This window comes from Massilia mucilaginosa, assembly GCF_011682145.1.
Lineage (GTDB): Bacteria > Pseudomonadota > Gammaproteobacteria > Burkholderiales > Burkholderiaceae_D > Telluria_A > Telluria_A mucilaginosa.
In genome coordinates this window covers 1-255 of sequence record NZ_WHJH01000384.1, presented here as the reverse complement: position 1 = coordinate 255, position 255 = coordinate 1, and the positions used below count along the sequence as shown (strand labels likewise).

The 255-nt window shown below is 58.0% G+C and carries 1 protein-coding gene; it reads left to right on the top strand.

Annotated elements, in window-relative coordinates:
• A partial coding sequence (locus tag F2P45_RS35280; protein ID WP_187367278.1) for a transposase occupies window positions 1-255 on the top strand: 255 nt, incomplete at both ends.

The window sequence follows — 255 nt, the reverse complement described above, 5'->3', positions numbered from 1 at the left end:
ATCGGGAGCTACGATCTCGCGCTTTGAACACGCAGCAAGTCGCCAGGATATTTATCGCGTCAGCGAGGCTCTGGTCGAACAGTTCATCGCCAGCTTCGCCAGCCCGCCAAAGAGCTTGATTCTCGATTTGGATCACTCCGAGGATGCATGCTACGGCCAGCAGCCGCTGGCGTTCTACAACCACCACTATGGTTCGACCTGCTACTTGCCGCTGATGATTTTCGACGGCCAGTCGGGCGGCTTGATCGCGGCGGT